This window comes from Pseudoalteromonas sp. A757 (assembly GCF_004103285.1).
GTDB lineage: Bacteria > Pseudomonadota > Gammaproteobacteria > Enterobacterales > Alteromonadaceae > Pseudoalteromonas > Pseudoalteromonas galatheae.
The window spans coordinates 288,881-315,184 of sequence record NZ_QNQN01000073.1 but is presented as its reverse complement, the minus strand read 5'-3'; the positions used below and the strand labels follow the sequence as shown (position 1 = coordinate 315,184).

Here is a 26,304-nt window from a genome sequence, read left to right as displayed (position 1 = left end):
TATTTTCGTTTTTGATGTTGAGATTATCTCAACTGACCTCGTTGAGTGATCGTGTAAAACTGAATAAAACAACGTTAAAGGGAAATAAGATGAAAGTCTCCGTACTTAGTTTATTGTTATTGAGTCCAGTTGCTTTGGCAAACCCACTTTTAGGTACTTGGGAATTTGTTGAGGGGAAATATGCCACCACAGATGGCATTGTATCAGCGCAAGCGCCTAGCTTGACATCGATAAAGTTAGTTACTCCAACTCACCACAGCTACATTACGCAAAGTGAAGGAAAATTTAAATACGCTGGTGGAGGGAGTTACAAAATAGAGGGAGATAGATTTATCGAAACCTATGAATATGGAAATATTACTAGTTTACTCGGTCGAACGATGTCATTCAGCTACAAGATTGATGGTAATTTATGGCATCATGAACTGTATGAAGATGGTAAGTTCGTCGAGAAGGAAATATGGAAAAAAATCCAGTGATCCCAAAGAAGATGCGTTATATCAGCCACGCATCTTCTCAACTTCAACTCCAGTACACCGAAACGCCAACGTTGAGTGCAAAGCAAGTGCTAATCAAAGTGCATGCGTTTGGGGTTAATAGAGCAGATATTTTGCAAAAACAAGGGAAGTATCCTGCGCCTGAAGGCGATAGTGAGATATTGGGTCTGGAAGTGTCTGGAACGATAGTTCAGGTGGCGTCTTCTGAGCTTGAACATTTACTTGGTGACCAAGTGTTCTGTTTAACCGCCGGCGGCGGCTATGCTGAGTACGTGGTTGCACAAAGTGAATTACTCATGCCGTTAACCGAAGGTCTGTCATTGAGCTATGCGGCAGGTGTAGCAGAAGTATATCTTACGGCCTATGATGCGATTGTGCGAACTGGGCAGCTAAATTCTAATGGGGTTTTACTTTGTCACGGCGGTGCTTCAGGTGTTGGCAGTGCTGCCATAAGGATTGCAAAAAGGCTAGGTGCAACGGTCATTACTACCCAAAGTAGCAAGGAAAAGGCCGAGTATGCAAAATCTCTGGGGGCAGATCATACTATTAATTACTTAGACTGTGATTTTGCTGAAGAAATGAAAAAGCTTGGTTTGAAAGCAAATGTCATTCTTGATCCTGTCGGTGGTGAATACCTCAGAGCGAATCTAAGAGTTGCAGCCATGGATTGCCATTGTGTCATGCTCGCTATGCTAGGCGGAAGATATACAGAACTAGACTTTGCCAAGTTACTCGCGAAAAGGTTCAACTTGCATGGAAGCACGTTAAGAAATCGCTCTTTAGATTATAAAAGGGAATTAGTGAAAGATTTTCTGAGTGAGTTTGGCTCGGAACTGTCGGATCAGACGATGAAGATACCAGTGTATAAGGAGTTACTTTGGGATGAAATTGAGCAAGCCCACGATATTCTCGAACACAACCAGAATCTCGGGAAGGTGATAGTTAGAGTTAGTTGACTGTTTATTTATACAGTTGTTATTCTACCCACTCTTAGTGACAAGAGGAGTGAATAGTTTTGACGTTTAAAATTGAAGAGAAAGTACCTTGCCCAGAGGAATATTGTGATTTGCGAATAGCCGCGGGATTATCTGCAAAATCTTTAGAAGCAGCGACACGTGGGTTGCCTAACTCATTATATGGAGTTGCTATTAGGCATGATGAACAGCTTGTGGCAATGGGTCGGGTGGTTGGAGACGGAGGCTGTAATTTTGAGGTCGTCGATGTTGCCGTCAATCCGCTTTATCAAGGGCAGGGATTAGGGCGTACAGTAATGGAATATATTGATGGTTACTTAGCAACAAGTGCTTTGCCGGGCTCCTATGTTTCAATGATTGCAGATGAGCCAGCTTTTTATGAAAAGCTGGGCTACCGCTTAGTATCCCCGGCGAGTCAAGGAATGACAAAGCGGTTCACTGTGAAGCCTATCAAAAGTTCTGAGGCTTGAATTATTCACTTTTTGGTTAGCGGGATAAAAAATAGCGAACATATTCAAAATTATTGCTCCTTGTTTCGGGTTGTTGAAAGTAGTTAGTGCTTTTTCTGTTTTGAATTTAGCTGGTTTGTAAAGATCTCAGAATGGTATAACCGAGTTGTTCTGGATTATCGACCTTTGGCACGGTCTATGGAAAGCAGGGAGTACTTTTTCTGTTTTGAATTTAGCAGGTTTGTAAACATCTAAGAATGATACAACCGAATGGATCCGAATTATCGACCCTTGTCGCGGGTTATAGAGAGCAGGTAATGCTTTTTCTTTATGGATTTAACTAGATAGTAAATATTGTAGAGTGGTACAACCGAGTGGATCCGAATTATCGACCCTTGGCGCGGGTTATAGAGAGTAGGTAGTGCTTTTTCTTTGTGGATTTAACTAGATAGTAAATATTGTAGAGTGGTACAACCGAGTGGATTCGAACCACCGACCCCTACCATGTCAAGGTAGTGCTCTAACCAACTGAGCTACGGTCGTACAATAACATTTTCTTATTTATCGTTTTCAGGTCTGTGCCTGTCAACGCGTTGTAATATATAGTGACTCAGCTAACGGATCAAGCGGCTTTCCGTAATTTTTTGATTGTTTGCCTTTTTTTTGTTCATGCTGGGGGTATTTCACACAGCTGATAAAATTCTTGCCACCATTTTACGTGTGCTTTTGCAGAATCTTTAAGGTTATCTAAGTTCTGTTGAAGCGTGAGCGGATCGACAACATTATTATTTTGATACAATAGGTGAATAGGCTGCCAAGCAGCGATCAGCTCTTCCATAGAAAGAGAGAGCATCGCCTGATAAGGCTGAAGAATAGATAAATAATACTTGCTGAAGATATTGTTTATGATCTGTGCCTGTTTTTTATTTCCGCCGCTTTTACAAATGTCATTTCTCAGTTTAAGTTGTTTTAATTGGCGTGTAGCTGCATTATTCAGTTGAGTTTGTTTACGGACGCTTGTAACCAAAGATGAGACAAATCGCTGAGAAAGGACTTTTAAAGCGGGGGTAAGCGTGTCTGGACTGAGGTTCTCGGGCGCGTCCATGTTTATCACCAACTCTGCGAGCTCATTAGCGGCTTCTAACATGTGACTGTGCGCTGCTGGTAGTTCTAAGGGCACCTCATCAGCAATCAACAAGCTCAAACTTGCCAACTCTCTTTCAAATGTCATCATATGAAGAAAGTGATGTGGAAGCTGCTCTTTCTTTTCCTGTAATGCTCGAGCTAGTGTTTGTTTTAGCTCGTCGCTCGTGTTTGGATGTCGAATGCAGCGAGGCGCTTGCTGAATAAATAAGATGGTATATTTCAAGCGCTCACTTGGATAACTTACTTTACCCAGTTGATTATTTTGCGCAGCGATGAGATTTGTGACTTTGCAGTGCCCAGCGGTCGCGATGTCCAATATAGAGATAGTAAGCTCACTTGTAGGTAATGGCACTTTTTGGATTTCAGGATTGTAAAGTGGGGCCGGGTGTACCAACTCTATGCTAGCTGCATTCGCAAGTCGTTGTTGATATTCAACAGCAATATCGCTTGGCTGCTTGCTGCATCCGGCCATAGTAAAAAGTAATATCGTACTAGCTATTTGCTTGACTAATTTCAAATTTCACCCGTTTGTTTACACAAGTTACTAATAATATCGCCGCCGTACTCAAACCGATAATAATACCAACCCAAAAGCCCTGTGGACCCATAGCTGGCGTTATCCAATCGGTCTTTGCTAATACATAGCCCAATGAAAACCCAATAAGCCAGTACGATATAAAAGTTACCCAAGATATTGGTTTAGTATATTTGAGCCCTCTTAACACGCCGTTTGCGGAGACTTGCAATGCATCGGGCAATTGATACAAACAAGCCAATACCATAATACTGGTTGCGAGTGTGGCGACTTCAGTATTGTTTGTATATAGCCAAACAATCTGATCTCTCCCTATATACGTAACGAGAGCGACAAAAAGAGCAATTAAGGTGGCTAAAAGAAAAGCTGTATTAACAGAAAGCCTAAGTTGGTCTAAGGCTCCTTGGCCGGTTAGGTTACCGATCCGTATAGCGATAGCCATAGACAAACTTAATGGCATCATAAATAACATTGTAGTGACACTAGCCGCAATTTGGTGACCGGATACGGAAATAGGCCCTAAATCAGCAATAAATAATGGAATACAAGCAAACAGAGTAACTTCAAAGAAAGTTGCCAGTGCAATTGGGAAGCCAAGTGCTGCAACATATTTCATCATAGATAGACTTGGCTTGGTAAAGCCGCTGATGAGCGCCTTTCCATCTATGTGTTTACTCTTCAAGCTATACACCCACTGTGCAATTGCCATTGACCAAAGCACGATGGATGTAGCGAGACCGCAGCCAGCACTTCCAAACGCAGGAGCGCCAAATTTACCATAGATAAAAATATAGTTAGCAACGACATTGATACAAAGACCAACAATGCTGATGTAAAAAGCAGGCTTTGTTTGCCCAACTCCCTCTGTAACATTACGATATACTGTGAAGATCAAAAAGCCTAATAGGCCCCACTTCACAAAATCAATATAGCCTTGAGCAAGGGTCTGAACATTCTCACTTGCCCCAATATTTGAGAAAACCACAGAAGTAAAGTTCGCTAAAACCAAACCGACGGTAAAAAGTGCTAAAGCAAGATATAAACTTTGTTGGAAAAATCGTTTGATCCCAGAAGTGTCATTAGCACCATGGCAATGTGCGACGATACTTGTAAGTGCTAGTAAAATACCTTGTAAACTAAAAATCAGAGGGTTCCAAACACCCGTAGCAATAGAAAGTGCAGCCAAGTCCTCAGCGCTAACTTGACCTGCCATCATTGTATCAACAACGGTCATTAAGACTAAAGTAACTTGAGCGAGAAAAACAGGGATCGCAAGTTGAAGCAAGCGTCTGGCTTCCCAAGTTGAAAAATTCATGGTGAGATACTACTTAAGGCGTAAAAGAGATAGTTTATTTTAGTGCTTTGTATTTAGCAAAATTTTGCGTTTAGCAGCCACGACTATTTATATCTAGTCGCATATTCAATACAAATTAAGTACCTCTATTAATGCGATTTCGCTACAATTCCAAGGATAAATTAAGAGGGTAGATATGTTTACAGGAATTGTTCAAACAAAAGCGACTGTGGTGTCGGCAAAGCAAGTTGATAGTATTTTAAAATTAGTTATTTCTGTTGGTGTCGACTATCTCGATAAACTGACTTTGGGCGCGAGTATAGCAATTAATGGATGTTGTTTAACTGTGGTTCACTTCGAGCGACCAGAAAATGATGTCGTAGGCCAAGTTTGTTTTGATGTGATTGATGAAACCTTGAGACTTACCAATTTAGGTGAAGTACACAGAGGATCACAGGTTAACTTTGAGCGCTCGATGACATTTGGCACGGAGCTTGGCGGACATGTAATTTCAGGGCATATTCAAACGAGCGCGAACATAAGTGAAATACATCGAAACGAAGGCAACTGCAGGATGCATATTTCGTTGCCTGAATCGTGGCATAAGTATGTTATGTATAAAGGCTTTATCGCGGTAAACGGTGCCAGTCTGACGGTAGGGGAGCTTGATCACAGTGGTTTTTGGTTACATCTAATACCTGAAACACTAGCGCTTACAAATCTTGGCACGATGAATGTGGGAGACCGCGTAAATATTGAGGTTGATCAACAAACCTACACGATTATTAATACCGTTGAAAACTATTTGAAGAAGCAAAGTTTATTAAAACACGGCTAGAAGATTACGAGACTGAGCACTGCGTTTTCGGCCTATCTTGATATAAAAAAGTATGGCTGTCTTTATAAAAGCAGCTCGAACCCGAGCTGCCCGTAACTTATAGTGCTTCTGCTTTTGGTTAAAAAACCTGCTCGTCGTCGCTATCAACCCTAAGCTCAAGTTTATTGTGTACTTGGTCTAGGTGCATATTTAGATGTATAGGATTGCAACAAGCTGCACAGTCTTCGTAGTAGTCCTGATCGCCTTCACTTGTATCAAGGTTGACAAAAATATGGTGTCCACAATGTGGGCATTCAATACGTTGCTGATATAGGTTTCTCATTGGCCCTCCACCTTAATTGGCCAAACTAAATACCTTTTAACTATAGCGCATTGTGACGAAAATATGGCAGTTATTTGAGCAGGGCTTGCACTTGTTCTGCCGCGTCCCGTATGTACTTGCCAGCAAATAAGTTTGCTTGCACTAGAAGAGGATATAAGCGATAAATGTCTAAACGCTCAGCCGCATTTTCTGCAAGTGGATAGATAGACCCATAACCACGGTAGAAGTCATCTGGTAATGGAGCAAATAGCGAAGCCATAGCAATATCAACTTCTCTATCACCATAGTAGCAAGCTGGAGAAAATAGCACGGGCTTTTGACGGCTAAAGCCAATGTTACCATGCCAAAAGTTACCATGAACCAAAGACGGTTGAACTTGGTGTGGAAGGAGTGGTTTAAGTTGCTCTACAAATGTGTCGATATCGGTGAGAATAATCCCTTTTTCAGCCAGCAGTTGCAGCTGCCAACCAATTCTTTCTTCGGCAAAAAAAACTTCCCACTTTTTGTGCCATTGATTCGGTTGTGGAAGCTCGTGAATGTAATTGTCTTCTTCTAGGCCAAACATTTCCTGTTCATGGCGTTGGTGCATTTTAGCTAGGCTTTGGCCACACTCAAGCCAATTTTCATTGCGATGATCAAGTTCTAACCATTCCAGCACAATAAAACAAAATTCGACACTCGTACCCAGTGTTATTGTATCGGCAACGAGAAAATCGGAGTCACGAATGAGCTTTTCTCGATTAGATGCCTCACACTCAAACCGCTCTAAAGCCTGAATTGGGGCTACTTTGACTAAAAATTGATGGGTATCGTCTGCAATCTTATAGAGTTTTTTAGACCCATAACTTTTTAAGGTTTGCTTTGATGAAAGCTCAAACGCGTCATGGAGAGATTCAGAGATTTGTTGGTTGACTTTGTTCCACATAAGTTAGATCCAACATATTCACTTACTCTAAAATATGGTTGAAATTCTCAAGATCACAAATACTTGAGGCCTTTTTCTAAAAAAAATAAAATATCGCCTCTGTCATTTTATCCAAGGGAAGTACATTGAATAAAAATATCACCACCAATTTACTCGCGATACTGCTAACAGGTACTGGTTTCACACTAGAAAACGACGTGCTGTTTTCGATAGGATTGTTTGCACTATCTGGCGCATTGACGAATTGGTTAGCGGTACATATGTTATTTGAGAAAGTGCCTTTCCTCTACGGTTCAGGGATAATTACGCTTAAGTTCGAGTCGTTTAAAGCGTCGATTAGAGAGCTCATCTTGAGTGAGTTCTTTAGTCAAGAAAAACTAGAAAAGTTTCTCGGCAAGGAGCATCCAAAGTTTGACTTGGCACCTATCGCTAATAAAGTCGACTTAAATCCTGCATTCGACCGTTTGTTAAGTGTGATTGAGGCGTCTCAATTCGGCGCAATGCTGCAGATGTTTGGTGGGACTGAAGCTGTACAACCACTGCGAGAGCCATTTATTGAGAAAATGCGATTAGCAATAGTTGAACTCGGTGAGCAGCCTGAGTTTGATGCTGCAATTAGTGAGTCGCTCAGTAATGGTCTACTTGGCGATGATTTACACCAAACCATTGAAAAAGCGGTAGATGAGCGGCTTAATGAACTAACGCCGAAAATGGTAAAGGAAATAGTACAAAATATGATTAAGACTCACCTAGGATGGCTAGTTGTGTGGGGTGGAGTCTTTGGGGGTCTTTTCGGATTATTGGCTGCAGTTGTATAGCTGAATAATGAAAAAGGCGTAGTCAGGGATTTCTACGCCTTGCTTCTGTTTATAACCATATTGATATGGTTACTTAGATCCTGAGACAAAAATGGTTTTTTGATCTATTTTCGCAATGTCTTTAATACTGGTTTCCACACTACGGTCTACACCGAGGAAGTCTGCCGCTTTATTAAACCCGTAGGTCGTGGCAAATTTGCCAATTGGCATATCGTTGCAGTGTAGTTTTTCTTCAACGACTCGTGTTCTTAAGTGATTTTCTTTGATTGTGTTATGCAGATGAATTTTATTATTTTTAACGACCGACATACAAACCTGAGTCGCTCGACTATTATCCGCAGCTACAAAGTCAGCGGCGGATACACTACCTGTGATTAAAAGTGAAGTTGCACATACTAAATTGAACAGTTTCATGGTTAGCTCCTTGGCTATCTCTAGGACACGTTCTTAGTATTGCTAAAGTTGCTGAGTAATGCTGTAAATCAAGTAATTCGGAATGTAATAGAGTGTGTCAGATGTGTGTGAGATTTCTATGCACTTGAATAGTAGTAATTTATTTTGTTGTAATAGATACAAATAGTGAAAACTTTTTTTATTATAAAATACTGTTATCGATAATTTAACACTCTGCTTTTGTACTTGCCCCTATCTTTATTACTTCAACGAAAAGGTATGTCAAATCATGTCAATATTGACGCATCTTTACAAATTTGCGCAGCTGCCTCTAATGCACTGCGCATTTTCGCAACATGCGTTATAATCTCTTGACGTTCGTCGTAATTACTTGTCGCTAAAGCTCATAATTGCGTAAAGTGCGATGGCATGAGCTAAAGTCACAAAAAAACAATAGAGATGACAATAATGTATAAATTTGCCCCCTCCATAGTCGTAGCTGGGATTGCCGCAGCTTTGATGGGCTGTCAGGATCACGGCCCGCAGAAAGAAAAAGTTACCATAGAGAAAAACCCATATCCAAGTACTTACAAGCCAGTACCTTCTCAGTCAACCCTAATCACGAATGCTACCGTTCTAATCGGTACGGGTGAAAAGCTAGAACAAGGTGATGTATTTATTGTTGATGGTAAAATCAAGCAAGTTGGCAAAGACCTTTCAGTCACAGCTGATGTTACTATCGATGCCGAAGGTAAATGGGTAACACCTGGTATTATCGATGTGCACTCTCATTTAGGGGCTTACCCCAGTCCAAGTGTAGAATCGCACAGTGATGGCAATGAAATGATTAACCCTAATACTTCTCAGGTATGGGTTGAGCACTCTGTATGGCCGCAAGATCCTGGCTTTAACCGAGCCAGAGAAGGGGGGATTACCACGCTACAAATCTTACCTGGCTCTGCAAACCTATTTGGTGGCCGAGGTGTTACCTTAAAGAATGTGCCGGCATCAACAATGCAAGCAATGAAATTCCCTGATGCGCCATATGGATTAAAGATGGCATGTGGTGAGAATCCAAAGCGTGTATACGGCTCTAAAGGTGTAGCCCCTTATACTCGTATGGGTAATATGGCAGGATATCGTGAAGCTTGGATTGAAGCTGGTGAATATAAGCGTGCGTGGGAACAATACGAAGCCGAATATGCTGCTGGATTGAATCCGGATGCACCCGAGCGTGATATCAAGTTCGATACGCTGCGTGGCGTGCTAGATGGTGAAATCTTGATCCATAACCATTGCTACAAAGCGGAAGAAATGGCAATGATGATCGACTTGTCTAAAGAGTTTGGTTATCACGCAGGAACTTTCCACCATGGTATTGAAGCATATAAGATTGCAGATCTGTTAGGTGAAAACGGTAACTGTGCTGCACTTTGGCCTGATTGGTGGGGCTTTAAGATGGAAGCCTATGATATGGTTCAGGAAAACGTTGCAATTGTTGATGCAGTGAAAAACTCATGTGCAATTGTTCATTCTGATTCAGGGACCACAATCCAACGTTTGAATCATGAAGCCGCAAAAGTGATGAACACCGCAAACCAGTCAGGCTTTAACATCAACGAGCAGCATGCAATTAAGTGGATCACCTCGAATGCTGCGAAATCGTTAGGTATTCAGGATAAAACCGGATCGCTTGAGCAAGGCAAACAAGCTGATGTCGTAATTTGGAGCACTAACCCGTTTAGCGTGTACTCTCGTGCAGAGCAGGTTTTTGTGGATGGTGGTAAAGTCTATGATCGTTATGATGAAAAATATCAAGCGGTTAGTGATTTTATGTTGGGCCAAAAGTAAGGAGTTGATGAGATGAAAACCATGAAGCTAACCATGATCACTAGCGCATTACTAGCTCACTCTGTTGCTTTTGCCAGTGTTACCGCAATTACCAATGCAACGGTCCATACCGCGACAGATGCTGGCGTACTTAAAGGTGCGACCTTAGTTATCGAAAACGGTAAAATAAAAGCGATTAATCCAGATAATGTGACTGCTGATGTGACGATTGACGCCAGCGGTAAAGTGGTCACTCCGGGTTTTATTGGCTCAATGAATCAACTTGGTTTAGTTGAAGTTGGTGCTGTTGCTGCTTCACGTGATGCCAGCGATGACGATGCAGGCTTAGACTTTGATGCAAGCACCGCATTTAATCCACGTAGTAGCTTAATTGCATATGCTAGAAAAGGTGGAGTAACGCAAAACTTTGTCGCACCTTGGGGTGGTAAAAGTGAGTTTGCAGGGCTTGGTTTTGTTGTTGATTTATCTGGTGAATTTAACAGTGTGACCGACAAGCACACCGCGTTAATTATTCATCTAGGAGCCAAAAGCAAAGGGTCTCGTGCAAAGGCGTTGGCTAACGTTGTTAAAAAGCTTGAAGCACAGCAAGAAAAACTCGCTAAGAAAGACAAAAAAGACGAGGGAAAACCGAGTTCAGAAGAACAAGTGTTAACGCAAGTGTTAGCGGGTGAAATGCCTGTGGTTGCAACACTTTCACGAGCGTCGGATATCCTTGAAGCGATTAAGCTAAAAGAAAAGTTTGGTTTAGATCTGATTATTCAGGGTGCTGATGATGCGGTAGTGGTCGCCGACCAGCTAGCTGAGGCAAAAGTACCTGTTATTTTGAGTGCGGTATCAAACCTACCAGCTAGCTTTGACTCAATGCATGCAAGTCTAGATAACGCAGGTAAGCTTGAGAAAGCAGGTGTCAATGTCATCCTGTCAATAGGTGGTGACGGTAGCCATAACGTCTACCAGCTACGTTTTGATGCGGGGATCGCTGTGGCAAATGGCATGAGTCATGAAGGCGCACTTAAGGCGGTTACCGCTAACCCTGCTAAAGCACTGGGTATTGATGGCGGTGTGATTGAAGCTGGTAAACGTGCAGACATCGTAATGTGGAGTGCGGATCCTTTCGAATTCAGCACCACAATCGATAAAATCTGGATCAATGGTGAGGAAGTGTCTACTGAGTCACGCCACGATAAACTAAGAGACAGATATACGACAGATTCTGATATGCCAAGAGCGTATACGAAGTAATGTTTTTATACAGGGCCTCATTTGAGGCCTTTTTCAATTCGGTTTGTCCCGTCCTAAATACACTTGGCGGGTTTTGGCAATCCTGCAATTTTTGTTGCTTGTTTAGCTGGGCCTTTTGGAAATAACTTATATAAATAGATGCTATTACCTTTATCCTCACCTAGTGCTTTAGCCATTGCCTTTACCAGCATACGGATCGCGGGGCTGGTGTTGTATTCGAGATAAAAACTTCTCACAAACTCAATGACTTCCCAGTGAGCATCTGAAAGCTCAATGTTTTCCTCTGCGGCTAGAAGCGGTGCTAAGTCTTTAGACCATTGAGTATGGTCTAGCAAATAGCCTTGTTTATCAGTCTCGATAGTTTGGTTGTTAAATTCTAGCATGATGATTACCAAGTAATTGAATTGTTCATAGTAATGGTCAGCTCAACCCAATCTTTGTCAGAAATAAGCTTTACTCCGGCTTCTGGGACAATGCCTCTGGCACTCGCACAGGTTTGCAGCATCACCACATGTGCATCCTCAGCTGAGATACGCGTTTGGCCAAAGCAGCCATCATTACATAATAAAATAGTGTCGCGATGGGACACAAACTGCAGCTTATCGCATGCTTCGATACTAGAAATAATATGTAGCGTACTCATAATGTCACCACAAAGTCATGTTGTTTGATTAACGCGAGGATCTCATGTTGATTTTTGACTTCAGTATCAACAGCAAGGGAGTGTGGTGATACGTTAAACTCATCCATAGCTGACTGGCAGGCGTAAACCTGCTCGACATCATAAATTTCCAAAGTTTTTAATTGTTTAAACATATCTTTTAAACCCAGTGTGGGCGCATTGAGGGTTTTCTGGAGTGATAGCACAGCAGGACCAGTAAAAAGCCAACTTACTTGCTGATCAATTGCGGCATAGATTAGTGCGACATCGAGCGCTTCTTTCAGACTATTTTGGTCAAACGGACTGGTTTGAGAAATGATTAACACGGTTTTACTCATTTAAACTGTATCCATTTATCAGATTTACTCGAGATCATGGCAAACTCTGCAAGGCCAGCAACGGTGAAAGGGCTAACGTTTTCGGTGCTAACGCCGCGCTTTTCCGCTGCGGTGACACACAGCAACAGGGGGATCCCTTTATCTTTGATGCGTTGCCAAAGCGCGTTGACTTGCAATTCGTCGGAAGCATGTACAATATTTTGACTGGCGTGATAGACAGCATCTTGATATAGAAAAATACACGCGATTTGATGGTCACTTTTAATAGCGGCATCGACATACCGCTCTAGTAAAGTTAACTTTGACTGTGCAGCTACGCCAAAGTGCACTGATATGGCTATTTGACTCAAATTTTACTCATAAAAAAAGCCCCGTAATGGGGCTTATTTTATCAGAAATTCTGAGTTAGTCATCCGACGCACCTAAAAGGGCAAGGATACTGGTAAATAAGTTATAAATACTTAAATACAAGCTCACAGTTGCAAGCACATAGTTTGTCTCGCCGCCGTTAATGATACGGCTTGTATCATAAAGGATAAAGCCAGACATTAATAAAACGACTGCCGCGTTAATTGCCATAAACGCGATGCTTGATCCAATGAACAAGTTTACTAGGCTCGAGATAATAACCACGATTAAACCAACTGTTAAAAAGCCACCCATAAATGAGAAATCTTTTTTCGTAGTTAGTGCATAAGCTGATAAACCGAAGAAAATTAACGCTGTTGTGCCTAGCGCTTGTGCTATCAACATGCCACCATTTGGTAATGCAGCATAGTGATTAAGCATAGGCCCAAGGCCGAAGCCTAGAATACCAGTAAATAAGAATACAAGACCGATAGCAGAAGATGAGTTTGCTTTTTTACCGATAACAAATAGCAAACCAAATGCAACTAATGAACAAACGATACCAGTAAACGCTGGTAATGCCATCGTCATTGAAATTGCGGCTGTTACTGCACTAAACGCTAATGTCATTGCCAATAGGAAGTAAGTGTTTTTCAACACTTTGTTTGTTTCCATTGTCGACATGACAGGTTTTGCAGTGTTGTATGAATGATTGAATGCCATGATTCAAGCTCCTTAATAAAACATGCTGATCCCAAAAATAACTGAGATAAGAGTATCAATTGTTATATGTTGGGGCAATGATTTCTGGATCAATATCGTCGATATTTAGATTGCCTTTATAATCTAAGCTATTGTCTAAGACTTTGAATATTTTCAAAAGTTCGCTGAAATATCAAAAATACGCAGAATCTTGACTGGTTCTTAGACGATTAAGCCAAATTTTACGCAAACGATCAAATAATTGAAAAAAAAGCTTCACAAGCGCATAGGGATTCTCTATTATTCGCCCCGCTGCGGAGAGATGGCTGAGTGGTTGAAAGCACCGGTCTTGAAAACCGGCATACGTTAATAGCGTATCTAGGGTTCAAATCCCTATCTCTCCGCCACATTTAAAGCCCTCATGTTTGAGGGCTTTCTTGTTTTTGATATCTGAAACTTCCATTCATCAGCATAACTCTCGATAAAAATACCTATTAGACCAAAGTCGGCTAGTGCCGAGGCTCTGCTTGCACAATACTCAATGGTGTTGAATGAATAATGAATGTAGAGAGTGTTGAATATGAAACAAGTTGGCAAAGGGGTAGGCTTCTCTTTATTATCACCGTTAATCGTAGGTGGTGTGCTTGGGATTTACTACAGCTTTACACTCGGTCGCAGTGAGATGTTCTTTAACTTGCTACTTAGTGCAATTTCTAATGCATACATCGTTGGTCTTGCAATGTGTCTATTCGTTGTTCCCGGATATATCCTTATGTTTAGGTACAACAAGGTGCAATATGGCGGTTTGTTAACACTGGGGTTACTTGGTGGCGCGATATTTAGCTATCTTTTTGCCGCACAATCGGGCGTTGGTTTTATTGTTAACGCCTTAATGTCAATGCTCTCCGCAGGGCTTTTCTTATGTGGTTTGCGGGCTGGTAATCGTAAAACTGAGTGATAATTAACCGAGCAGTGTCAGTTTTACAGATAATTAATACTTTTTCAGTCGAAAAGGTTTTAATTGTTACTCCGAAAGAGTACCTTTAGCTTTTGTCGTTCAATTCGTGAATTTGATGGTAATGCAAAAGCAAGATTTTTATCAGACTTTAGTTAAACAAGCTCAGGGGCTAATCAGTGGCGAACACAATGTGATTGCCAATATGGCAAACTTGAGTGCGCTTTTATTTACAACCCTTGAAGATATCAACTGGGCAGGCTTTTATCTTATGGATAGCGCTGAAGAGTTGGTTCTTGGGCCGTTCCAAGGTAACCCTGCATGTATCCGAATTCCCGTCGGTAAAGGGGTATGTGGCACAGCAGCTGCGATGTGTGAAACGCAATTGGTTGAGGATGTTCATGCGTTCGCTGGTCACATTGCTTGTGACGCGGCATCAAATTCAGAAATCGTGATCCCTGTTTTTAAAGGCAATAAAGTGATTGCCGTGCTAGACATTGACAGTCCCAGTCTGGCAAGATTTGACGAGCAGGATAAAATCGGATTGGAAGCGGTAGTTAAAGCGTTTGAGGAAACGCTTTAATGAAAGATATGCTTCAGGTACAAGATTATTTGTTTTCCTACGCCGATGTCGGTGATTGGGAAGGCGAAGAAGAAGTTGTTGCAGAACGCTTAAATGAGCTTATTCATCACGCCTGGGATTTGCTTCCCGAAGATTTAGACTGTGACACAATAGATAGGCTCATAGAAGGTATTTGGGAACATCTTCGCGGTGATTTAGCGCTTCTTGAAGCAGATATAGAAGAGCTAATTGACTGGGTTACACACTATATAAACTCGTCGCTCGATGAGCAGATGTAATTAATAGGTTTAAAAATGGAAACCACAAACAAGCTAAAAGACACAAATGAAGTATTAGACTTCTTATTTTCAGAATTTCCTAATTGCTTCAAGCAAAAGGATGGGATTAAGCCACTAAAGGTCGGTATTTTTAAAGATATCGCTGAACGAATTGAGGGCTCTGATAAAGTCAGTAAAACTCAAGTACGTCAAGCACTTCGTAAATACACTTCAAACTGGCGTTATCTCGAAGCAGTTACCAAGAACGAATTTCGCGTAGACCTAGACGGCAATCAAGCAGAAAAGGTTGAGCAAGAGCACGTTGAACACGCAGAAAAAGCATTGGCTGAGAGTCGTGCAAAAATGGCTAAGCGCAAAAAGCCACAGCGTCCAAACAATCGCGATGGCGAAACAAAATCTTACAAAAAGAAACCTTACTCAAGGGATCGTCAAGACCAAAAGCGCCCTAAAATGAGTAATAAACATGCTGAAGTTAAACCAAAGCGCAGTGGTAAAGTTGAACCTTTACCGGCTGAACAGGTCAAGGTTAATAATAAAGTTAAAGTTAAACTTGGCCAAGCGCTTGTTAACGCTACCATCACTGAAGTCAAAAATGATGAAGTGCACGTAGAGCTTGTAACAGGAATGCAAGTCAAAACTAAAGCAGATAGCCTATATATCCAGTAAGGAGTTGTATATGAGTAAAAAGTTACCACTCATTTCCCTAGTCGCCGCGTTCGTATCGAGTGTTACTTTAGCCTCAACAAGCACAGTCACTATTAAGGACTTGCCGGTCCTTAAACCTGAAGCGCAACATACAACGGCTAGTAAACGAGTGACTAACCTATTTACTCGACAACACTACAAACGCTTCAGCTTTGATGACAGCTTATCGGATAAAATCTTCGATCGTTACGTAGAAGCCATCGACTTTAATAAGTCTTTGCTTCTACAGTCGGATATCGATAGTTTTCAACAATATCGTAAACAATTTGATGATGCATTGATCTCAGGAAAACTGGGTTTTGCTTACGATATGTTTAATCTAAGCATGAAGCGTCGTTTTGAGCGCTATGATTTTGCTATTAGCTTACTCGACAAAGAAATGAGCTTCGATAAAAAAGATGAGTTCATTTTTGATAGAGAAGAGCAAAATTATGCAACCGCGACAAGTGAGCTTGATGAATATTGGCGCCAGCGCGTTAAATCTGATGCGCTGCGTTTAAAGTTGACGGGCAAAAATTGGGAAGAGATCAAAGAAGTTCTTACCAAGCGCTACAAAAATGCGCAAAAACGTCTAGTGCAAACGAACAGTGAAGATGCATTCCAAGTTATTATGAATGCGTTTGCACGTAGCATTGAAGCGCACACATCCTATCTCTCGCCACGCCGTGCCGAACAGTTCAAAATGGATATGGACCTAGAGCTTGAAGGTATTGGTGCAGTGTTAAGTTACGATGAAGATTACACCGTGATACGTAGTTTAGTCCCTGGCGGTCCCGCGGACAAAACTGAAAAACTTAAGCCGGACGATAAAATCATCGGCGTAGCACAAGATGATAAAGAATTTGTAGACGTTATCGGCTGGCGTTTAGATGATGTGGTCGATTTGATCAAAGGTCCTAAGGGAACTAAGGTTCGACTTCAATACCTTAAAGGTACTGATAGTCACGGAACGCCTAAAGTTGTTGAAATTGTTCGTGACAAAGTAAAATTAGAAGATCGCGCAGTTAAATCTTCTGTCTTTGAAGCTAAATATTCAGAGCTACAAAGTAAAATAGGCGTGATAGAAATTCCGAGTTTCTACAATAATCTCTCTCAAGATGTAAAAACTGAAATCGCTAAACTTAAAGAAGCCAAAGTCGATGGGGTTATCATTGACCTTCGCCAAAATGGCGGTGGCTCGCTTTACGAAGCAACCCAGCTATCCGGTTTATTCTTTGACCAAGGTCCAGTTGTTCAGATCCATACCGCTTACAATCGTGTCGAAAGTCAACAAGATAGAGATGGCATTACCTTCTACGATGGACCTTTGACTGTGTTAGTTGACCGCTACAGTGCATCAGCATCTGAAATTTTTGCTGCTGCGATGCAGGACTATGGCCGAGCTGTAGTGATTGGTGAGCAAACCTTTGGTAAAGGTACCGTGCAACAACATCGTGGCCTGGGCAAAAATTACGATTTATTCGAAAACCCTTTAGGGAGTGTAACTTACACGATTGCGAAGTTTTATCGTATCGACGGTGGTAGTACACAACATAAAGGCGTGATCCCTGATATCTTGCTACCATCGGCAATCAATCCTGAAGAGTGGGGAGAAAGCCAAGAGGATAACGCACTACCTTGGGATAGTATTGTTCGTGCAAAATATGCGAGTTTAGATAACTTGTCGCCAACCATTCAGTACTTGAGTAAACGCCATGATGAGCGAGTAAAAGTTGAGCCTGAATTCGAATATATTTATAAAGACATTGAAGAATACAAAGCGCGTAAAGACGATAAGGCGATTTCATTAGTTGAAGCTGAACGTATCAAGGAGCGCGAAGATCGTGATGATCTGGTATTGAAGCGGACAAATGAAAGGTTGAAGCGTCTAGGATTAGAGCCCGTTAAAGATTTGGACGATACGCCAGAGGTTATTTCGGAATTAGACCCGTACCTTGAAGAGGCTGCCCTGATCACGCAGGACCTAATTTCATACGGGCGAATAGCCAAAAACGAAGTTAAAAAATAAATAAAAGGCGCTTCAAGCGCCTTTTATTATTTCTTTTACTCTTACTTTTACTTAACAAATTTTGTTATCATCTGCGAGATTTTCTAAGCTGATACTCTTTTGAGGCTTTTTGAGAATGGTGCGTGGCTCGACCACTGGCAACCTAGCTACTCAAAACGGCTCAAAGCGGTATACTGCAAATAAAATAATTATAAGCATGGGTCGTCGTGCGTAGGAGTATTCCTTTTGAAACAACAAAAACAGCCGTCATTTATTGACGCTCTTATTCCGATCACTTTGTTGGTCGCTTTGCTAGGTGCTGCGGTGTACCTCTATGGTGACAGTTCATCATCGGGTCCAAACCAAATAGCCTTGCTTTTTGCAACATTCACTGCGGCGCTTGTTGGCCTAAAAAATGGTTTTACGTGGAAGACGCTTGAAGAAGCGATGATCAAGGGGATAACTATCTCTCTTGGCGCTATTATCATTTTACTGATGGTTGGTGCTTTAATAGGTACCTGGCTATTGTCCGGTACCGTTCCTACGCTGATCTACTATGGTCTGCAAATTATCAATCCAAGTTGGTTTTATGCCGCGAGTTGTTTGATTTGTGGAATTGTGGCGATGAGTATAGGCAGCTCGTGGACAACAGCTGCAACCATAGGTGTGGCGCTATTAGGCGTGGCGACGGGGCTTGGCTTAGATCAAGTCGTTACTGCGGGTGCAGTGATTTCAGGTGCTTATTTTGGAGATAAGTTGAGCCCACTATCTGAAACCACAAACCTAGCGCCTGCGGTCGCGGGTAGTGATTTGTTTGATCATATTCAACATATGCTTTGGACTACTGTGCCGAGCTTCGTAATTGCACTCATCATATTTATCGTAATGGGCTTTAATGCTGAAGTGTCAAGCGAAGCGGGGCGAATAGATGAAATAGTGTCGATACTGCAAACTAATTTCAACATTAATCTATTAATGCTAGTTCCTTTGCTGGTGCTACTTGGGCTTGCTATCAAGAAAATGCCCGCTTTTCCGGCGATTTCAATTGGCGCGGTGATTGGGGCTATATGGGCAGTGCTGTTCCAAGGTGACCTAATTGCAAGCCAAATTGACGCTAGCCAAGGTGAGTTAGTAGGTTATGTGAAATTAGTGTGGGCGACTTTCTTTGATGGTTTTGCATTGCAAACAGGCGATGCAAAAATGGACGACTTGTTAAGTGGTGGTGGCATGTCATCAATGCTAACGACAACTTGGCTGGTGATGACAGCATTGATGTTTGGTGCCATTATGGAAAAAACTGGCTTACTTGATGTCTTCGTACGTAGCATTCTTAAAATTGCAAAAAGCACGGGTTCACTGATTGCCTCGACTATTGCAACTTGTATTGGTACAAATCTAGTTGCAGCGGATCAGTATATCGCGATTGTTGTCCCTGGCCGTATGTTCAAAGAAGAATACAAAAAGCGCGGTTTGAAGAGTGTAAACCTCTCTCGTACGCTGGAAGATGGTGGCACAATCACCAGTCCACTGATCCCTTGGAACACCTGCGGCGCATATATGCAAAGTGTACTGCTGATCAATCCGTTTGATTATGCCATGTACGCATTCTTTAACTTGATCAATCCTGTGCTGGCTGTTATCTACGCGTACCTTGGTATCAAGATCCTCAAGATTACGCCACCAACGGTAAACGCGGAAGAACCAAATGAGAAAGTAGGCCGAGCGTAAAGTAGCGCATTTGCAATCTTGCTCAGGCCTTTTCCAACAGGTCAAATAGAAATAAAACGCCTATCCTTAGAGTTGGCGATATCGAATTTGTTTTATCACTCGCCCCTTTTTGGGGCGTTTTTGTAAGGACTATATATGACTCAAAAACCACAAGCTAAATTTCTTAAAGATTACCTTGCACCAAGCCATACCGTTGATGCGCTTTGTTTGACCTTTGAGTTAAGCCCAAGAAATACCATTGTGACTGCAGTAAGTCAGTTTGTCGCGGTAGGCGATGCGACACAATTAATATTGGACGGTGTCGACTTAGAGTTGGTGTCTTGTCAGGTAGATGGTACAGAATGGCAAAGCCTTGAAAAATCCGATTCTGAATTGATCCTTTCTAACTTGCCAGAGGCTTTTGAGCTCAAAATTGTCACTAAGATTTCACCGCAAACGAATACGTCGCTTGAAGGCTTATACCTCTCTGATGGCGCATACTGCACGCAATGTGAAGCAGAAGGTTTTAGAAAAATTACCTACTTTATGGATAGACCTGATGTACTGACGACCTACACAGTGACTATCATTGGTGAATCAAAGTATCGCTACTTACTCTCAAATGGTAATAAAGTCGAAGAAGGGAGCCTAAGTGATGGTAGACATTTTGCAAAATGGCATGATCCACATAAAAAACCAAGCTACCTGTTTGCTTTGGTTGCCGGCGACTTTGACGTATTAGAAGACAATTACACCACTACGTCGGGTAGAGAGGTAAAGCTGGAGTTATTTGTTGATAAAGGTAATTTACATAAAGCTCCCCATGCTATGACGTCACTAAAAAAAGCCATGGAATGGGATGAGACAAGGTTCGATTTGGAATACGATCTCGATATATACATGATTGTCGCAGTTGATTTTTTCAATATGGGGGCAATGGAAAACAAGGGGCTAAATGTTTTTAACAGTGCCTGTGTGTTGGCAAGCCAAGAAACTGCGACAGACCGAGACTTTCACACTATTGAATCGATAGTTGGACATGAGTACTTCCATAACTGGACAGGGAACCGGGTCACTTGCCGAGATTGGTTTCAACTTAGTTTAAAAGAAGGCCTAACCGTATTTAGAGATCAGGAGTTTAGCTGCGATTTAGGTTCTCGAGGCCTAAACCGTATCGACGCAGTAATGGCGATGCGTACGCATCAGTTTGCGGAAGATGCGGGACCAATGGCACATCCAATAAGGCCACAGCAAGTTATTGAAATGAATAACTTCTATACCGTGACTGTTTATAACAAAGGCGCTGAAGTCATCCGTATGATGCATACCTTGCTGGGGGAAGAGAACTTCCAAAAAGGGATGAAGCTCTACTTTGAACGTCATGATGGACAAGCAGTGACGTGTGATGATTTCGTTAATGCAATGATGGACGCCTCTGGTGTCGATTTAACGCAATTTAAACTATGGTACGAGCAATTTGGTACGCCAAGAGTAAAAGTGGCAACCGAGTATGACAAACAGACTCAAACATATGCAATTACGGTGAGCCAACGCCATGCTGATTGCGACCCTGTGAACGCGCCACTGCATATTCCATTTAAGCTAGAGCTTTTGGATGAGCAAGGTGAAAGCATCCCCTTGGTAACGAAGCACGGAGACATACAACGAGCGTTAGATATTACTGAATTTGAACAGCGGTTTGAGTTTGGGGGAGTTACAAGCAAGCCGGTTCCTGTATTGCTTGAAGATTTCTCAGCACCTGTGGTTATGGAGTACCGCTACAGCATTGATGAGTTATTACACATATTGCGTTTTGCGCGGAGTGATTACGCTCGTTGGGAAGCAATACAGCAAATCTTTATGATTGAAGTTAAGCGAGCGGTTACGTCAGGTGATAACGAACTGGATTCAAAAGTCCTCGGCGCGTTGTCCTCATTAGTGGAAACGTTAGAAGGAGATCTTGCACTACTGGCTGAGCTTTTGACCTTACCTACATTCGACACGCTAGCCGGTCAATTTGAAATTATCCCAGTAGATAAGCTCGTTTCAATTTCCGATGCATTTGAAATGCAAATTGCACAATCACTCCAATCGGTGTTTGAACTCGCTTATTTGTCTTTACAAGACTCAGGCTCACTAGAAGCAAAGGATGTTGCGATCAGAGCCTTCAAAAATAAAGCGCTTTATTACTTAGCGAAAACAGACTCTGATAGTGTTGACAGCGCCCTCGATAGTCAATTTTCATCAAACAATATGACCACTAAGCTGGGCTCATTAAAAGCGGCTGTCGCCGCCCAGCACACAAAGATGGAAAGTTTGTTCAGTCAGTTTGATAGTCAATGGCGTCACGATAGTCTAGTCATGGACAAATGGTTTGCATTAAGTGCAAGCTTACCTAATGATGAGGTGATATCGAATATAAATACGCTTTATGCGCATCCTTGTTTTGACAAAGGCAATCCTAACCGTGTTCGCGCATTGATAGGAAGCTTCGCAAGAACTAATCCTGCGCAATTCCATCGTACAGATGGTAAGGGCTATGCGTTATTGGGAGACCTACTAGTGGAGCTAAACAGTATCAATCCACAAAATGCGTCTCGTATGATTACGCCGTTCATGTCATGGAAGCGTTATGATGAAACACGCCAACAGCTGATGCGCGCGCAGTTGAGCCGTTTGGCTAACTTAGAAGGCTTGAGCGACGACTTATATGAAAAGGTAGAGAAGGCGCTGGCGCAGTAGATGAAAGAGTACTTCTTTTACATGGATCTGAGCTACGACAAGTGCCTCGGTTACTACTACGGGCACTATACTTCAGTGCAAGTGATTGAAGATGGGGGGAAGAGTATTCGCTTCCCCGCAGAGCGTATTCGCCCCTTTATTTCATCAATTGGGATCAGGGGCAGATTCCGTCTCATCTTGGATGATAGCAATAAGTTTCTATCGTTAGAAAAAGTCACTTAATCGAAGTAGAACTGCAAAACATATTTTATTTTTGTTAAATGAGTTTGTTATAAGCTTGAAATACGTGTTATAAATTATCTGGTAGGACGTCTTACCAAGAGTAAAATACGCCCCTAGAGGCGAAAAAGCGTTGATTTAGTGGAGCAGTATTTGTATTTTCGCGGTTTCGCTTCTATCGTTTAGACAACAAAAAACAATAACTCTAAGAGCTTAAGCTCTAGACATGACCCGCCAAAAGGGGGAGAAATAATGATAAAAAGATCGCTCTTTGTGAAAAACAAAATCATGCTCGGTCTTAGCGCGGCAGTAATGGGAGCTGCCGCCACGTCAGTACACGCGGCCAGTTTTGAGGTTGGTGATTTCGAAATTACCTTCGATTCGACTTTTTCTTATGGTCAAAGCATTCGCGTTGAAGATCGTAACTTTGATTTCATCGGTAAAAGTAATCATCCACAGTTTAACTGGGATGGTTATAAAGCAACCACTGGCAACACCATCTATTCTTCGTCACAAATCTGGTCACAACAGGGGGCCTATTCAAATAATGGTGATGCTGGTAACCTAAATTTTGACTCTGGAGATACTTTCTCTCAGTTGATAAAAGGTACCCATGATTTAGCAATTACCAAAGATAACTATGGTTTGTTCACTCGTTTCATGTATTTCTACGACTTTGCAATGGAAGATGGGGATTTTGCGTATAGCAACCCTGTTTCAGGCAAAAAAGTTGACCCGTGTGAAGACGACGATACCAGAAAACAAGTCTGTTCTGATTTACGCTTGCTAGATGCATTTGTTTGGGCAGATTTTGACCTCAATGATGGCAAAAACCCGCTCTCAGTGCGTTTAGGTCAGCAAGTAGTTAACTGGGGGGAAAGTACGCTTATTTCCCATGGCATTAACGTCAACCCAGTGGATATTGACCGTTTGAAAGCGCCTGGCTCTGAAGTAAAAGAAGCCTTTATCCCTGTAGGTATGCTTTGGGCGTCGATTGGTTTGTCTGAAAACGTCAACCTTGAAGGTTTTTATCAGTATCAATGGCATGAAACCAGATTGCCGGCAACAGGTAGTTACTTCTCAACCAATGATTTTGCATCTGAAAATGGTTATATGCAAAATGTTCAGCTTGGTTTTACCTCAAATCCTGATATCGATTTATATCACTTAACGGATGCGTTAAACAGCTTATATGCTGATGCGACGGCCGCGTTGGTTGCGCAAGGCGTAGTACCAACAGCTGAGGCTGTGGGTAGTGCCGCAGCTTCCATGTATATGGCTTATCCGACAAGAGTGGCACTTAAAGGAAAAGGGAATAACGGTAAGAGCGAACCTGATGATGGTGGTCAGTACGGTTTACGCTTAGGTATTTTCTCTCCAGAGCTAAACGACACTGAATTTGGTTTGTATTACATTAATTACCATAGCCGCAGACCTTTGATTTCTGGTAAAGCTTCTAACTTTACAGGTCAAGCGATTATGGCTGACTTAGCTTATATCGCACAGAACCAAATTACGGCAGATAATATCACTAACCTAAACGCCTTTACTCAAGCGCAAATTACCTACCCTGAAGACATCAAGCTGTATGGTTTAAGTTTTAATACTGCGATTGGTGAGACCGCATTTGCTGGTGAAGTGGCATATAGACAAGATGAACCACTGCAGATAGATGACGTTGAACTACTTTACGCAGGTATGGTTGAGCAGTTAGCCGCTGCGGGTCTGCGTGATGATTTGGCTGGTTTATCTCAGCTTAGTCAAGGGGACGATATCGCTTATGTGGGTCCTGGTGAAGTCGCACAAGGTTATATTTTGCGAGACACTATTCAAGCACAGTTTACTGCAACACATTTGTTCGGACCATCGCTAGGTGCAGATAGCTGGGCAGTGGTCGGTGAAGTAGGTGCTGTTACCATCAAAGACATGCCAGAGTACGATGAACTTCGTTTGAATGTTTCAGGTACTGGCCGAAGTGGCACGATTGAGGGGCTTTCAGGCCGAGATTACAATCTTATCCACCAAGCGGTTTCAAATGGTCCAGAAACCAACCCATTCCCGTCGGCTTCTGCATGGGGCTATCGCCTTATTGCTAAGGGTGAGTATAACAACCTATTCAGTGGTGTGAATTTTTCTCCACGCGTAGTGTTCTCACATGATGTTAACGGTATCACCCCAGATCCTATGTTCTTATTCATTGAGGATCGTAAATCGCTAGGCATTAATCTTAACTTTAACTACCTAAATTCGTGGTCATTTGATTTTGGCTATAACACGTTTTGGGGTGGTGGTAAGACGAATACCTTTGCGGACCGTGATTTCATCTCATTCAACATTAAGTATTCAATTTAAGGGCTTTCGATATGTTTAGAAAACCTACATTTATCGCAGCAACAATAATTACAATGCTGTCTGCCAGCAGCGCTATGGCTAAAATGAGCGCTGACGAAGTTGCACGTTTAGGTAAAGACTTGACGCCTATCGGTGCAGAGAAAGCGGGTAATGCTGATGGCAGCATTCCGGCTTGGAATGGTGGGATCACAGCGCCGCCAGCTGGTTATGAAGTGGGCATGCACCATCCAGATCCATTTGCTGATGACAAAGTATTGTTCACAATTGATAAATCAAATTTAGATAAATACAAGTCACTGCTAAGCCCAGGTCAAATTGCACTATTTGAAACGTATCCAGAAACGTTCAAAATGAACATTTACCCAACTAGACGCAGCGCTTCTTATCCACAGTTTGTGTACGATGCAACGAAGAAATATGCATCTACAGCAGAGCTTATCGAAGGTGGTAACGGCATTAAAAATACTGCTATCGGTATTCCGTTTCCGGTGCCAAAAGATGGATTAGAAGCTATCTGGAACCACCTATTGCGTTTCCGTGGCTTGTCGATTGCACGTTTCGGTGGCCAAGCGATGCCGACGGAGTCAGGTGCTTATAACATTATTGGTTTCGATGAGCAGTTATTGGTTAAGTACTCTGCAACAGACGCAACGCCTGAAGCATTACAAGAGTCAAATATCCTGTTTAAGTTTAAGCAGCAAGTGACAGAGCCTGCACGTCTTGCTGGTACGGCACTGCTTGTACATGAAACCATGGACCAAATTCTGACACCTCGCCAGGCTTGGACCTATAACGCAGGTCAGCGTCGTGTAAGACGTGCGCCAAACGTTGCATATGATGCACCAGGAACTGCGTCAGATAGCTTACGTACAACAGATGACTTTGACATGTTTAACGGCTCTCCAAACCGCTACGACTGGAAACTAGTTGGTAAAAAAGAGATGTATATCCCTTACAACAGCTATAAGTTACATAGTGACAAGTTGAAGTATGATGATATCTTGATGGCTGGCCACATCAACCCTGAACACGTACGTTATGAAAAACACCGTGTATGGGTAGTCGAAGCTAACCTGAAAGAAGGCACTCGCCATATTTATAAAAAGCGTGTGTTCTATATTGATGAAGATAGCTGGCAAATCCACGTAACGGATATCTATGATAACCGTGATCAGATGTATCGCGTCGCGATGGCACATGGTCTTAATTACTACGAAGTGCCGACACATTGGAGTACGTTGGATGTCTATCATGATCTAAACTCTCGTCGCTACCTTGCGATTGGGTTAGATAACGAAGAAGACATGTACGACTTCAGCCAGTCTTTCAACGATAACGAGTTTACTCAGGGTGCGTTGCGCCGTGAGGGTCGCCGTTAATCAAATATTATCAGGCTGAAGCAACCTCGCTTCAGCCTTCTTCCTCCTTTCCTCTCACAACTCG

At 42.2% G+C, this 26,304-nt stretch carries 27 protein-coding genes and 2 tRNA genes; 18 read left to right on the top strand and 11 right to left on the bottom strand.

What is annotated here, in order from left to right; translation table 11 throughout:
- The first annotated feature begins 89 nt into the window (after positions 1 to 89).
- From DRB05_RS18780 to DRB05_RS18770, 3 genes are read left to right on the top strand one after another with little or no spacing between them, the layout of a single operon-like run.
- Positions 90 to 479: a hypothetical protein gene (locus DRB05_RS18780; protein WP_128728274.1), complete on the top strand. Its 390-nt coding sequence runs from the start codon at positions 90 to 92 to the stop codon at positions 477 to 479.
- Entirely contained in the window at positions 461 to 1,453 is a 993-nt protein-coding gene (locus DRB05_RS18775; RefSeq protein ID WP_128728273.1) for an NAD(P)H-quinone oxidoreductase, read from the top strand. Before DRB05_RS18780 ends, DRB05_RS18775 begins: the two co-directional genes overlap by 19 nt.
- Before the next feature lie 59 nt (positions 1,454 to 1,512).
- Positions 1,513 to 1,941: a GNAT family N-acetyltransferase gene (locus DRB05_RS18770; protein WP_128728272.1), complete on the top strand. Its 429-nt coding sequence runs from the start codon at positions 1,513 to 1,515 to the stop codon at positions 1,939 to 1,941.
- Between the two features lie 445 nt (positions 1,942 to 2,386).
- Here DRB05_RS18770 and DRB05_RS18765 read toward each other — a convergent pair.
- The 3 genes from DRB05_RS18765 to DRB05_RS18755 all read right to left on the bottom strand — a co-directional run bounded on the left by DRB05_RS18765 (position 2,387) and on the right by DRB05_RS18755 (position 4,916).
- Positions 2,387 to 2,463: transfer RNA gene (locus DRB05_RS18765), tRNA-Val, on the bottom strand.
- Between the two features lie 124 nt (positions 2,464 to 2,587).
- Positions 2,588 to 3,583 carry a DUF3080 family protein gene (locus DRB05_RS18760; protein WP_128728271.1) on the bottom strand — a complete coding sequence of 332 codons (996 nt, stop codon included), beginning with the start codon at positions 3,581 to 3,583 and terminating at the stop codon, positions 2,588 to 2,590.
- Positions 3,558 to 4,916: an MATE family efflux transporter gene (locus tag DRB05_RS18755; RefSeq protein ID WP_128728270.1), complete on the bottom strand. Its 1,359-nt coding sequence runs from the start codon at positions 4,914 to 4,916 to the stop codon at positions 3,558 to 3,560. The genes DRB05_RS18760 and DRB05_RS18755 overlap by 26 nt, the downstream gene beginning before the upstream one ends.
- Positions 4,917 to 5,091: 175 nt before the next feature.
- Here DRB05_RS18755 and DRB05_RS18750 point away from each other — a divergent pair, with 175 nt between their 5' ends.
- On the top strand, positions 5,092 to 5,733 hold the full coding sequence (locus tag DRB05_RS18750) for a riboflavin synthase subunit alpha (protein ID WP_128728269.1): 642 nt from the start codon (positions 5,092 to 5,094) through the stop codon (positions 5,731 to 5,733).
- A gap of 118 nt (positions 5,734 to 5,851) precedes the next feature.
- Here the strand turns inward: DRB05_RS18750 and DRB05_RS18745 are convergent, their stop codons facing one another.
- The gene (locus DRB05_RS18745) at positions 5,852 to 6,055 is read right to left on the bottom strand and encodes a CPXCG motif-containing cysteine-rich protein (RefSeq protein ID WP_128728268.1); all 204 of its coding nucleotides are present in this window, start codon (positions 6,053 to 6,055) and stop codon (positions 5,852 to 5,854) included.
- A gap of 70 nt (positions 6,056 to 6,125) precedes the next feature.
- The gene (locus tag DRB05_RS18740) at positions 6,126 to 6,980 is read right to left on the bottom strand and encodes a fructosamine kinase family protein (RefSeq protein WP_128728267.1); all 855 of its coding nucleotides are present in this window, start codon (positions 6,978 to 6,980) and stop codon (positions 6,126 to 6,128) included.
- A 125-nt stretch (positions 6,981 to 7,105) separates the two neighbouring features.
- Between DRB05_RS18740 and DRB05_RS18735 the strand changes: the two genes are divergently transcribed.
- Positions 7,106 to 7,798 (top strand): DUF445 domain-containing protein, encoded by a 693-nt coding sequence (locus DRB05_RS18735; protein ID WP_128728266.1) that lies wholly within the window; start codon positions 7,106 to 7,108, stop codon positions 7,796 to 7,798.
- A 69-nt stretch (positions 7,799 to 7,867) separates the two neighbouring features.
- On the opposite strand, the gene DRB05_RS18730 is transcribed toward DRB05_RS18735, so the two are convergent.
- Positions 7,868 to 8,212, bottom strand: a complete 345-nt coding sequence (locus DRB05_RS18730) for a DUF3718 domain-containing protein (protein WP_128728265.1) — start codon at positions 8,210 to 8,212, stop codon at positions 7,868 to 7,870.
- 447 nt (positions 8,213 to 8,659) lie between these two features.
- Here DRB05_RS18730 and DRB05_RS18725 point away from each other — a divergent pair, with 447 nt between their 5' ends.
- The gene (locus DRB05_RS18725; protein ID WP_128728264.1) at positions 8,660 to 10,042 is read left to right on the top strand and encodes an amidohydrolase; all 1,383 of its coding nucleotides are present in this window, start codon (positions 8,660 to 8,662) and stop codon (positions 10,040 to 10,042) included.
- Between the two features lie 12 nt (positions 10,043 to 10,054).
- Complete coding sequence (locus tag DRB05_RS18720) at positions 10,055 to 11,284, top strand: amidohydrolase family protein (RefSeq protein WP_128728263.1); 1,230 nt, start codon at positions 10,055 to 10,057, stop codon at positions 11,282 to 11,284.
- A gap of 53 nt (positions 11,285 to 11,337) precedes the next feature.
- Here the strand turns inward: DRB05_RS18720 and DRB05_RS18715 are convergent, their stop codons facing one another.
- The 5 genes from DRB05_RS18715 to DRB05_RS18695 are packed head-to-tail and all read right to left on the bottom strand — an operon-like array spanning position 11,338 to position 13,354.
- Positions 11,338 to 11,667, bottom strand: a complete 330-nt coding sequence (locus DRB05_RS18715) for a TusE/DsrC/DsvC family sulfur relay protein (protein WP_039495713.1) — start codon at positions 11,665 to 11,667, stop codon at positions 11,338 to 11,340.
- Positions 11,668 to 11,672: 5 nt separating this feature from the next.
- Positions 11,673 to 11,927 (bottom strand): DsrH/TusB family sulfur metabolism protein, encoded by a 255-nt coding sequence (locus tag DRB05_RS18710; RefSeq protein ID WP_128728262.1) that lies wholly within the window; start codon positions 11,925 to 11,927, stop codon positions 11,673 to 11,675.
- Complete coding sequence (locus DRB05_RS18705) at positions 11,924 to 12,283, bottom strand: DsrE family protein (RefSeq protein ID WP_128728261.1); 360 nt, start codon at positions 12,281 to 12,283, stop codon at positions 11,924 to 11,926. The genes DRB05_RS18710 and DRB05_RS18705 overlap by 4 nt, the downstream gene beginning before the upstream one ends.
- Positions 12,280 to 12,633: a sulfurtransferase complex subunit TusD gene (tusD, locus tag DRB05_RS18700; RefSeq protein WP_128728260.1), complete on the bottom strand. Its 354-nt coding sequence runs from the start codon at positions 12,631 to 12,633 to the stop codon at positions 12,280 to 12,282. The genes DRB05_RS18705 and tusD overlap by 4 nt, the downstream gene beginning before the upstream one ends.
- A 55-nt stretch (positions 12,634 to 12,688) precedes the next feature.
- Positions 12,689 to 13,354, bottom strand: coding sequence for a Bax inhibitor-1/YccA family protein (locus tag DRB05_RS18695; RefSeq protein ID WP_010604622.1), 666 nt, complete (start codon positions 13,352 to 13,354; stop codon positions 12,689 to 12,691).
- Positions 13,355 to 13,649: 295 nt separating this feature from the next.
- Between DRB05_RS18695 and DRB05_RS18690 the strand changes: the two genes are divergently transcribed.
- The 11 genes from DRB05_RS18690 (at position 13,650) to DRB05_RS18640 (ending at position 26,240) form a co-directional block, all read left to right on the top strand.
- Positions 13,650 to 13,740: transfer RNA gene (locus DRB05_RS18690), tRNA-Ser, on the top strand.
- Between the two features lie 173 nt (positions 13,741 to 13,913).
- Positions 13,914 to 14,291, top strand: a complete 378-nt coding sequence (locus tag DRB05_RS18685; protein ID WP_128728259.1) for a hypothetical protein — start codon at positions 13,914 to 13,916, stop codon at positions 14,289 to 14,291.
- 121 nt (positions 14,292 to 14,412) lie between these two features.
- Positions 14,413 to 14,871 carry a GAF domain-containing protein gene (locus tag DRB05_RS18680; protein ID WP_128728258.1) on the top strand — a complete coding sequence of 153 codons (459 nt, stop codon included), beginning with the start codon at positions 14,413 to 14,415 and terminating at the stop codon, positions 14,869 to 14,871.
- Positions 14,871 to 15,149, top strand: coding sequence for a hypothetical protein (locus DRB05_RS18675; RefSeq protein ID WP_010371557.1), 279 nt, complete (start codon positions 14,871 to 14,873; stop codon positions 15,147 to 15,149). Before DRB05_RS18680 ends, DRB05_RS18675 begins: the two co-directional genes overlap by 1 nt.
- Positions 15,150 to 15,164: 15 nt before the next feature.
- Positions 15,165 to 15,815, top strand: coding sequence for an RNA chaperone ProQ (proQ, locus tag DRB05_RS18670; protein WP_128728257.1), 651 nt, complete (start codon positions 15,165 to 15,167; stop codon positions 15,813 to 15,815).
- 10 nt (positions 15,816 to 15,825) lie between these two features.
- Complete coding sequence (prc, locus tag DRB05_RS18665; RefSeq protein WP_128728256.1) at positions 15,826 to 17,862, top strand: carboxy terminal-processing peptidase; 2,037 nt, start codon at positions 15,826 to 15,828, stop codon at positions 17,860 to 17,862.
- Between the two features lie 225 nt (positions 17,863 to 18,087).
- Positions 18,088 to 19,569, top strand: a complete 1,482-nt coding sequence (gene nhaC / locus DRB05_RS18660) for a Na+/H+ antiporter NhaC (protein WP_128728255.1) — start codon at positions 18,088 to 18,090, stop codon at positions 19,567 to 19,569.
- Positions 19,570 to 19,704: 135 nt separating this feature from the next.
- Positions 19,705 to 22,290 carry an aminopeptidase N gene (gene pepN / locus DRB05_RS18655; RefSeq protein ID WP_128728254.1) on the top strand — a complete coding sequence of 862 codons (2,586 nt, stop codon included), beginning with the start codon at positions 19,705 to 19,707 and terminating at the stop codon, positions 22,288 to 22,290.
- Positions 22,291 to 22,512, top strand: a complete 222-nt coding sequence (locus DRB05_RS18650) for a DUF2835 domain-containing protein (RefSeq protein WP_010604628.1) — start codon at positions 22,291 to 22,293, stop codon at positions 22,510 to 22,512.
- A 249-nt stretch (positions 22,513 to 22,761) separates the two neighbouring features.
- Positions 22,762 to 24,861: a DUF1302 domain-containing protein gene (locus DRB05_RS18645; protein ID WP_128728253.1), complete on the top strand. Its 2,100-nt coding sequence runs from the start codon at positions 22,762 to 22,764 to the stop codon at positions 24,859 to 24,861.
- Positions 24,862 to 24,872: 11 nt separating this feature from the next.
- Entirely contained in the window at positions 24,873 to 26,240 is a 1,368-nt protein-coding gene (locus tag DRB05_RS18640; RefSeq protein ID WP_017218691.1) for a DUF1329 domain-containing protein, read from the top strand.
- Positions 26,241 to 26,304 lie beyond the last annotated feature (64 nt).

Coding starts and splice junctions, on each gene's coding strand:
- DRB05_RS18780 (WP_128728274.1), top strand. CDS start 90: ATGAAAGTCTCCGTACTTAGTTTATTGTTATTGAGTCCAGTTGCTTTG.
- DRB05_RS18775 (WP_128728273.1), top strand. CDS start 461: ATGGAAAAAAATCCAGTGATCCCAAAGAAGATGCGTTATATCAGCCAC.
- DRB05_RS18755 (WP_128728270.1), bottom strand. CDS start 4,916: ATGAATTTTTCAACTTGGGAAGCCAGACGCTTGCTTCAACTTGCGATC.
- DRB05_RS18750 (WP_128728269.1), top strand. CDS start 5,092: ATGTTTACAGGAATTGTTCAAACAAAAGCGACTGTGGTGTCGGCAAAG.
- DRB05_RS18745 (WP_128728268.1), bottom strand. CDS start 6,055: ATGAGAAACCTATATCAGCAACGTATTGAATGCCCACATTGTGGACAC.
- DRB05_RS18740 (WP_128728267.1), bottom strand. CDS start 6,980: ATGTGGAACAAAGTCAACCAACAAATCTCTGAATCTCTCCATGACGCG.
- DRB05_RS18730 (WP_128728265.1), bottom strand. CDS start 8,212: ATGAAACTGTTCAATTTAGTATGTGCAACTTCACTTTTAATCACAGGT.
- DRB05_RS18725 (WP_128728264.1), top strand. CDS start 8,660: ATGTATAAATTTGCCCCCTCCATAGTCGTAGCTGGGATTGCCGCAGCT.
- DRB05_RS18720 (WP_128728263.1), top strand. CDS start 10,055: ATGAAAACCATGAAGCTAACCATGATCACTAGCGCATTACTAGCTCAC.
- DRB05_RS18715 (WP_039495713.1), bottom strand. CDS start 11,667: ATGCTAGAATTTAACAACCAAACTATCGAGACTGATAAACAAGGCTAT.
- DRB05_RS18710 (WP_128728262.1), bottom strand. CDS start 11,927: ATGAGTACGCTACATATTATTTCTAGTATCGAAGCATGCGATAAGCTG.
- DRB05_RS18705 (WP_128728261.1), bottom strand. CDS start 12,283: ATGAGTAAAACCGTGTTAATCATTTCTCAAACCAGTCCGTTTGACCAA.
- DRB05_RS18695 (WP_010604622.1), bottom strand. CDS start 13,354: ATGGCATTCAATCATTCATACAACACTGCAAAACCTGTCATGTCGACA.
- DRB05_RS18685 (WP_128728259.1), top strand. CDS start 13,914: ATGAAACAAGTTGGCAAAGGGGTAGGCTTCTCTTTATTATCACCGTTA.
- DRB05_RS18680 (WP_128728258.1), top strand. CDS start 14,413: ATGCAAAAGCAAGATTTTTATCAGACTTTAGTTAAACAAGCTCAGGGG.
- DRB05_RS18675 (WP_010371557.1), top strand. CDS start 14,871: ATGAAAGATATGCTTCAGGTACAAGATTATTTGTTTTCCTACGCCGAT.
- proQ (WP_128728257.1), top strand. CDS start 15,165: ATGGAAACCACAAACAAGCTAAAAGACACAAATGAAGTATTAGACTTC.
- prc (WP_128728256.1), top strand. CDS start 15,826: ATGAGTAAAAAGTTACCACTCATTTCCCTAGTCGCCGCGTTCGTATCG.
- pepN (WP_128728254.1), top strand. CDS start 19,705: ATGACTCAAAAACCACAAGCTAAATTTCTTAAAGATTACCTTGCACCA.
- DRB05_RS18650 (WP_010604628.1), top strand. CDS start 22,291: ATGAAAGAGTACTTCTTTTACATGGATCTGAGCTACGACAAGTGCCTC.
- DRB05_RS18645 (WP_128728253.1), top strand. CDS start 22,762: ATGATAAAAAGATCGCTCTTTGTGAAAAACAAAATCATGCTCGGTCTT.
- DRB05_RS18640 (WP_017218691.1), top strand. CDS start 24,873: ATGTTTAGAAAACCTACATTTATCGCAGCAACAATAATTACAATGCTG.